At 24.1% G+C, this 7512-nt stretch carries 8 protein-coding genes; all 8 read left to right on the top strand.

Annotated elements, in window-relative coordinates; all coding sequences use genetic code 11:
• A partial coding sequence (locus tag H9660_RS15245) for a hypothetical protein (RefSeq protein WP_207729502.1) occupies positions 1-338 on the top strand: 338 nt, incomplete at its 5' end.
• 254 nt (positions 339-592) lie between these two features.
• The gene (locus tag H9660_RS15240; protein WP_191751238.1) at positions 593-1087 is read left to right on the top strand and encodes a QueT transporter family protein; all 495 of its coding nucleotides are present in this window, start codon (positions 593-595) and stop codon (positions 1085-1087) included.
• A gap of 90 nt (positions 1088-1177) precedes the next feature.
• Entirely contained in the window at positions 1178-3082 is a 1905-nt protein-coding gene (locus H9660_RS15235) for an ABC-F family ATP-binding cassette domain-containing protein (protein WP_191751237.1), read from the top strand.
• A 73-nt stretch (positions 3083-3155) separates the two neighbouring features.
• Entirely contained in the window at positions 3156-3620 is a 465-nt protein-coding gene (locus H9660_RS15230) for a DUF4358 domain-containing protein (protein ID WP_191751236.1), read from the top strand.
• Between the two features lie 72 nt (positions 3621-3692).
• On the top strand, positions 3693-5069 hold the full coding sequence (locus tag H9660_RS15225) for an MBOAT family O-acyltransferase (protein WP_191751235.1): 1377 nt from the start codon (positions 3693-3695) through the stop codon (positions 5067-5069).
• 22 nt (positions 5070-5091) lie between these two features.
• Positions 5092-6222, top strand: a complete 1131-nt coding sequence (locus tag H9660_RS15220) for a DHHW family protein (RefSeq protein WP_191751234.1) — start codon at positions 5092-5094, stop codon at positions 6220-6222.
• Positions 6223-6313: 91 nt separating this feature from the next.
• Entirely contained in the window at positions 6314-6922 is a 609-nt protein-coding gene (locus tag H9660_RS15215; RefSeq protein ID WP_191751233.1) for an acetate uptake transporter, read from the top strand.
• Positions 6923-7005: 83 nt separating this feature from the next.
• Positions 7006-7185 carry a hypothetical protein gene (locus tag H9660_RS15210; protein ID WP_191751232.1) on the top strand — a complete coding sequence of 60 codons (180 nt, stop codon included), beginning with the start codon at positions 7006-7008 and terminating at the stop codon, positions 7183-7185.
• Positions 7186-7512 lie beyond the last annotated feature (327 nt).

The raw sequence follows: 7512 nt of genomic DNA, 5'->3' as shown, positions 1-7512 counted from the left end.
TTGATACAATTAATGAAATATCTTTAAATAGTTCTAATAAATATAATGAGAATTATATCTCAATATACAAAGAGATAAAGAATTATTTAATAAATAAAAATCCTAATTTGAAAGTTAATTTTTATAGTGATTATTTAGAAGTTAGTAATAGTGATAAAAAAATAATTATTAAAATTTCTTCTTATAGTGAAGGAGAGTTTAAACAAGAAATTAGAGATATTTTCTCATATAGCTATTATAAAGAAAATAATATTAAATTTTATAGATTATGGTATAGAGATTGGTGGTTAAATAAATTTAAGGAACTTAAAAACATTGAACAGTTTATAATGAATTAAAACTATTTGACAATTTATAATTTATACAATATACTTATGAAGTAAATTGAATAAGACAGTTCGGAAACCTCCTGTCTATAAATAAAACTACGGTAATTGATTGCAATTTATATTAAGTGTGATCTTATTTGTAGAGGTTTTTTTAATGCCTCTACTTTTTTACTTTATATAAGTTTATTAAATTTACTATTTTTTGAGGTGCTTATTTTTATAAGTACCTTTTATTTTATTAAATTTAAAATGGAGGAATATTTATGCAACAAAATTTTACAAAGAAATTAGTTAGAACAGCTTTAATTGCTGCTATTTACGCAACTTTAACACTAATATTAGCACCAATTAGTTATGGAGCAGTACAATTTAGAGTATCAGAAATGTTAATGTTATTAGCGTTTATAAACCCAGTATATATTACTGGTTTAACAATAGGATGTTTAATAGCTAATATATTAGGAGGTCTTGGTTTATTAGATATTATATTTGGAACATTAGCAACTTTTTTAAGTGCTTTAGCTATGTATCAAACATCTAAATTAATAAAAAATAGAAACTTAGCTTTAATCGTTGCTTCATTATGGCCAACTATATTTAATGGACTTATAGTTGGATGGGTAGTAAGTATATCAGCAAGTTTACCATTACTTATTACAATGTTACAAGTAGGTTTTGGTGAATTTGTTGTAATTACTATTGTAGGAGTACCAGTATTTAAATTACTTGAAAAAACTGAATTAAAAGAAATTTTATAATAAAAATAGGCTTATCAGCTTTTATAGTTGTATAAGCCTATTTTTTTGATTAAAATATACTTAGACTATAGAACACATAAGGAGAAATATATGAATTTAATAACATTAGAAAATATAAATAAAACATATAGTGAAAAAGTTTTATTAAAGGATGTAAATTTAAATATAAATGATGGAGATAAAATTGGGCTTATAGGTCTTAATGGTGCTGGTAAATCAACTTTACTTAAAGTTTTAACAGGTAGGGATGAGTTCTTTGATGGAATTGTTACTAAAGCTAAAAATATAAGAATAGAGTATTTATCTCAAAATACAGAATATGACTCTACTTCAACTGTATTAGAACAAATATTTAAAGGTGATACTCCAGAAATGAAGCTTTTAATGGAGTATGAAGAACTTTTAGAAAAAGTTTTACAAGATATTAGTTTAAATGATAGATTAATTGAAGTTCAAAGTAAAATAGATACATTAAACCTTTGGGATTTAGAAAGTGAAGCTAAAACTATATTAACAAAACTTGGAATAACAAATTTTAATCAAAAAATGGGTGAACTTTCTGGGGGACAAAAAAAGAGAGTATTTCTTGCTTCTTCTTTAATAAAGCCTTGCGAACTTTTAGTATTAGATGAACCGACTAACCATTTAGACTCCGAATCTATAGAATGGCTTGAAGAATACTTAAATTCTAGAAAAGGTGCTTTAATCATGATAACTCATGATAGATATTTTCTAGATAGAGTTACGAATAAAATTCTAGAATTAGATAGAGGCACACTTTATCAATATGAAGGAAATTATAGTGATTTTTTAGAAAAGAAAGCTGAAAGATTACAAATAGAAGCTGCTAAAGAAGAAAAAAGACAAAAGCTTATTCTTAAAGAATTAAAATGGGTAAGAAGAGGTGCTAAGGCTAGAACTACTAAACAAAAAGCAAGACTACAAAGATTTGATGATTTAGTTAACACTGAATATGTTGAAACACAAAATGATATTGAAATTCCATTCATAGGTAGAAGGTTAGGAAAAAAAATAATCGAGGTTAGTAATATTTCTAAAACATTTGAAAATAGAAATCTAATAAATAACTTTAATTATATTTTTACTAAAACTGATAGAATAGGTATTATAGGTAAGAATGGAGTAGGGAAAACTACTTTAGTTAATATGTTAGTAGGTAATCTAAAACCTGACAATGGAAGTATAGAAATAGGTGATACTGTATATATAGGAACATTTTCTCAAGAGAATACTCATATGGATTTAGATATGAGAGCCATTGATTATATAAAAGAAGGTGGAGAAAATATTCCAACTGAAGATGGTTATACTATAACAGCATCTCAATTAGCTGAAAGATTTTTATTTGATGGAGTTATGCAATATACTAAGATAGAAAAACTTTCTGGTGGTGAAAGAAGAAGATTGCATTTACTTAGAGTTTTAATGGAATCTCCGAATGTCCTTATCTTAGATGAACCTACAAATGACTTAGATATAGAAACATTAAAGATATTAGAAGACTTTTTAGATGAATTTATGGGAGTTGTTATTATAGTATCCCATGATAGATATTTCTTGGATAGATTATGTAATAAAATATTCTCTTATGAAGGAAATGGTATAATAAAAGAATATACAGGTAACTATAGTGATTACTTAATAAATAAAGAATACGAAAATGTAGAAAAGTTTGAAGTTAAAGAAAATACTAAAAAATCTATTGATAAGAGTTATAAAAATAAAGATGAAAGACCTAAGTTTACTTTTAAAGAGCAAAAGGAATTTGAAGAGATATATGATGTTATAACTAAAATTGAAGAAGATATAGAAGCTTTAGATAAAAAAATGCTTAAAAACTCTAGTAACTATGGACTTTTAAATGAATTAGTAAAAGAAAAAGAAGACCTAGAAGAAGAACTTTTATTTAAATATGAAAGGCTGGAATATTTAGAGGATTTAAATAAAAAGATACAGGAATATAAAAAATCTTAAAAATTTCTTTTAATAACTTAATTGATATAGTATAATTTACGTGAAATACATACAATTAAAAAGGAGATAAATTATGAAAATAATAACTAAAATATTATGTGGGATGTTAGTGTGTGCTTCATTAGTTGCATGTGGTTCTAAATCGCCATCTTTAAAAGAAGGTATATCTGTTAAAGATGTAGTTAATAACGTTGTAGAAAAGGCTCCAATGCAAATGCCTATGGAACTAGATGATACAACAGTATCAGATTTAACTACAATAAATTTAGATGATGTAGAAGAATATGCTATAACTAAGGCTATGATTATGAATTCTGCTGATATTACTGCAATAGTAAAAGCAAAGGATGGTAAGGTAGAATCTGTTAAAGCAGCATTACAAGAAATGTTAGATACAGAAAAGAATAATGCCTACTTACCAGATCAAAAAGAAAAAGTTGAAAATGCAGTATTAGTTGAAAAAGGTAATTATGTTATACTTTTAATAAACGCAGATGTTAAAGCAGCAGAAGATGCAGTTAATGAATGTTTTGAATAAATAGTAAATTAAAAGCTAGATAAGAATAACTTATCTAGCTTTTTTAAAAAAATTATATTTTAGGAGTATTTTATGGTTTTTAGTAGTCTATTATTTATATTTAGATTTTTACCTATCTTTTTTATAATCTATATTATTTCACCAACAAAATATAGAAATTTGGTTTTACTTACAGGAAGTCTTTTATTTTATTCTTTTGGTGAACCAAAATATTTTTTTATTATGATAGCCTCTATACTTGTAGATTACTTTGTTGGTATAAATATAGAAAAGAACTTTAAAGACAGAAAAAAATGCAGATATCTATTGCTTATATCTATATTGTTTAATATGGGATCCTTATTCTTTTTTAAGTATTGTAATTTCTTTATTGAAAATATTAATGTAATTTTAGGATTATCTATTAATAAATTAAGTTTAACATTACCACTTGGTATAAGCTTTTACTCTTTTCAAACATTATCATATTCAATAGATGTATATAGAGGTGACATAAAAGCTGAAAGAAATATAATTGATTTTGGAGCCTTTGTATCATCATTTCCACAGCTTATAGCAGGACCAATAGTTAAATATAGTGATATAAATAAAGAAATAAAAAGTGAAAATAGAAAAATTAATTTTGATAATATAGAAGAAGGTATAGAACTATTTATAATAGGATTAGCTAAAAAGGTATTGCTAGCTAATAACATAGGTATTTTATGGACTGAAATATATAGTAAGAATATTAACGATATAACTATGCAACTTGCATGGCTAGGAATACTAGCTTTTTCTTTTCAAATATATTTTGATTTTAGTGGATATTCCTCTATGGCAATTGGTCTTGGAAGAATGCTTGGCTTTACTTTCCCTAGGAATTTTAATTTTCCGTATATCTCTCGAAGTATAAGAGAATTTTGGAGAAGATGGCATATAACATTAAGTTCGTGGCTTAAAGAATATATTTATATACCTCTTGGTGGAAATAGAGTAGGGAAGTTTAGATACTTTTTTAACCTATTAATACTATGGTTTTTTACGGGATTTTGGCATGGTGCTGAATATACATTTATTTTATGGGGATTATATTTCTTTGTATTGGTTTATATAGAGAGTAGATTTATTAAAGATTTCTTAAGTAAGCATATAGTATTATCTCATATATATACCATTTTCTTTTTGCTAATTGGATGGTGTATATTTGCAATAGATGATTTAAAAACACTAATTTTTTATTTAAAGAAAATGTTCACTTTAAGTTATTCTATAGAATGGATTTATTACTTTAAAAACTACTTTATAGTTTTGATTGTTTGCATTATTTCATCTACACCTTTAGTGTTAAGAGTATATAATAAATTAAATAAAAGTATAAGAGTAGTTATTATATTCTTATTATTTATTATATCAATAGCATATTTAGTAGACAGTACTTACAATCCGTTTTTATATTTTAGATTTTAGAAAATAGTGGAGGAGATAGTATATGAAATTAAAAATAAATAATATAAAAAAGTATCCTTTTATGATTTTATTTATACCTACAATATTAACTTTCACTATTTTAGATATATTTAATAAAGATAATCTATTTTCTGAATATGAAAATCGGTCTTTAGCTCAAAAACCAAAGCTATATTATAGTGCTCTTATAGATGGAAGATTTTTTGATAATTATGATAGATATATTAATGATCAGTTTATATTTAGAAACAGTTGGATTAATATAAAATCATTTTCTGAAAATATTTTAGGTAAAGAAGAAAATAATAATATTATATATGGAGATAATGATTTTCTTTTTGATAAGTTTCAGGAAATAGATGAAGAAAATTTAAATAGGAACGTTGATATAATAAAAGAGTTTATATCTAGATATAATTCTTCTTTTAATTTAATGATAATACCAGAGTCATTTACTATATATAAAGACTTATTACCTTATGGAGTAAATTTGATTGATGAGAAAAGTTATATAAATAATATATACTCTGAGCTTTCAAACTTAAAAAATGTTAAACCTATAGATATAGTAGATACTTTAATTGAAAATAAAGAGAGGTATATCTATTATAAAACTGATCATCACTGGACTTCTTATGGGGCTTATTTAGCTTATTTAGAATATTGTAGTTTGAATAATATAAATTCTATTAAAATAAATGAATTAAAAGAAAATAAAGTTCCTAACTTTTATGGAACTTATTTTTCAAAAAGCAAAAAGTTTAATGCCAAACCTGATACAATTAATTATTATAATATAGATAATATTGATGTCTATATAAATGGAGATAGAGTTGGCAATATAAACGATAATGATAAGTGGAGTAGTAGTGATAAATATTCTGCGTTTTTAAGAGGAAATAATGCTGTTACTTTAATAAAAAATAATAATATAAGTAATAATTCAAAAGTATTAATAATAAAAGATTCCTATGCTAATTCTTTTGTGCAATTTATAATTAATAATTATAGTGAAACTTATATTGTTGATTTAAGAAGCTTTTCAACTAATTTTAATAGTTTTTTTGAAAGTAATAATTTCGATTATGTAATAATAATGTATAGTTTAAAAAATCTTTCTGAGGATTTAAATATAGCTAAGCTTAAGTATTAAAAATATATATTAAAATATTGTTGATGTATTGACAAGTGTTGATTTATTTGATAATCTTTTAAAGGTTATTTTTTATACGTAGGAGGAAGTTATGGAAGGAACAAAGGACGTAAAAATAGTAGTTGCTGATCCTTCAGCATTAGGATTATTTGGATTAGCGGTAATCACATTAGTAGCATCATCACAAAAATTAGGATTAACAAGTGGGGTTTCTTTGGTTTTACCATGGGCTATATTTTTAGGAGCAACTGCTCAGTTAGTTGCATGCTTAAATGATTTTAAACACAACAATACATTTGGAGCAACTGCATTTGGAGCTTATGCATTTTTCTGGTATGCTATGGGAATGACATGGTTAATACAAAATGGTGCTTTTGGAGATAACTTAGCTGCTGCTGCAGATACAAAACAATTAGGATTTGCATTTTTATCTTACTTAATATTCACTGTATTTATGACTATTGGATCTATGGAAACTAATAAAGTTTTATTTATTATATTCGTATTAATAGATTTCTTATTTATAGGATTAACATTAAATTCGTTTAATATAATTCCTCATTTAGCTCATAATATCGCAGCTTATTCTGAATTAGGAATAGCAATAGTTTCATTTTATGGTTGCGGAGCAAATGTATTAAATAAACACTTTGGAAGAGTGTTCTTACCAGTTGGTAAACCTTTTAATATTTTTAAATAATAATATACAAAAATAATAAAAATAGTGTTATAGTGGTACTGTGCTATAACACTATTTTTATTTTAAGAAGGGAAGTTGTATATATGAAAATTTCTATATTTTTAAAAGGAAGAAAAGATCCAATAGTATATGAGGCAGAAAAAATAGATATAGTTGATTTAAATTTAAATGGTGTAAACTATAAGCAAGTTAGATGTTTTAAAAAAGGTTCTTCTAAATCAGAATTAATTGCCAGTGATTTGATCAATAGAATTATAGAGTAAGTATATAAATGTAAATTAATTTTCTAAAGCCTTAGAGTTTACAATAATATAATAATCATAATTTCTTAAAAAAATGTGTATCTTGATTATTATATAGGAGTAATTATGTCTAAGGCTTAAAGTTTTTAGAAATAAGAAATAAATTATTAAATAAAGATATTTAAAGTTTTGTTTCAACGTTTACAAAAAATAAATATTCCTCCCTCTGTTTTATATAATATTATAGAAATATCAAAATTAAATAATTAATTTAAATATTGATAAAATTCAAATATTCTTAATATATATAAAACATTATAAATTAAGAATATTATTAATATATAAAAT

It is taken from the genome of Clostridium gallinarum (genome assembly GCF_014836325.1).
Taxonomy (GTDB): Bacteria; Bacillota; Clostridia; order Clostridiales; family Clostridiaceae; genus Clostridium; species Clostridium gallinarum.
This window is presented reverse-complemented; position numbering and strand designations above follow the sequence as displayed.

Excerpts from the sequence above, each read along its gene's own strand:
- H9660_RS15225 (WP_191751235.1), top strand. The coding sequence starts at position 3,693 with ATGGTTTTTAGTAGTCTATTATTTATATTTAGATTTTTACCTATCTTT.
- H9660_RS15240 (WP_191751238.1), top strand. The coding sequence starts at position 593 with ATGCAACAAAATTTTACAAAGAAATTAGTTAGAACAGCTTTAATTGCT.
- H9660_RS15230 (WP_191751236.1), top strand. The coding sequence starts at position 3,156 with ATGAAAATAATAACTAAAATATTATGTGGGATGTTAGTGTGTGCTTCA.
- H9660_RS15235 (WP_191751237.1), top strand. The coding sequence starts at position 1,178 with ATGAATTTAATAACATTAGAAAATATAAATAAAACATATAGTGAAAAA.
- H9660_RS15215 (WP_191751233.1), top strand. The coding sequence starts at position 6,314 with ATGGAAGGAACAAAGGACGTAAAAATAGTAGTTGCTGATCCTTCAGCA.
- H9660_RS15220 (WP_191751234.1), top strand. The coding sequence starts at position 5,092 with ATGAAATTAAAAATAAATAATATAAAAAAGTATCCTTTTATGATTTTA.
- H9660_RS15210 (WP_191751232.1), top strand. The coding sequence starts at position 7,006 with ATGAAAATTTCTATATTTTTAAAAGGAAGAAAAGATCCAATAGTATAT.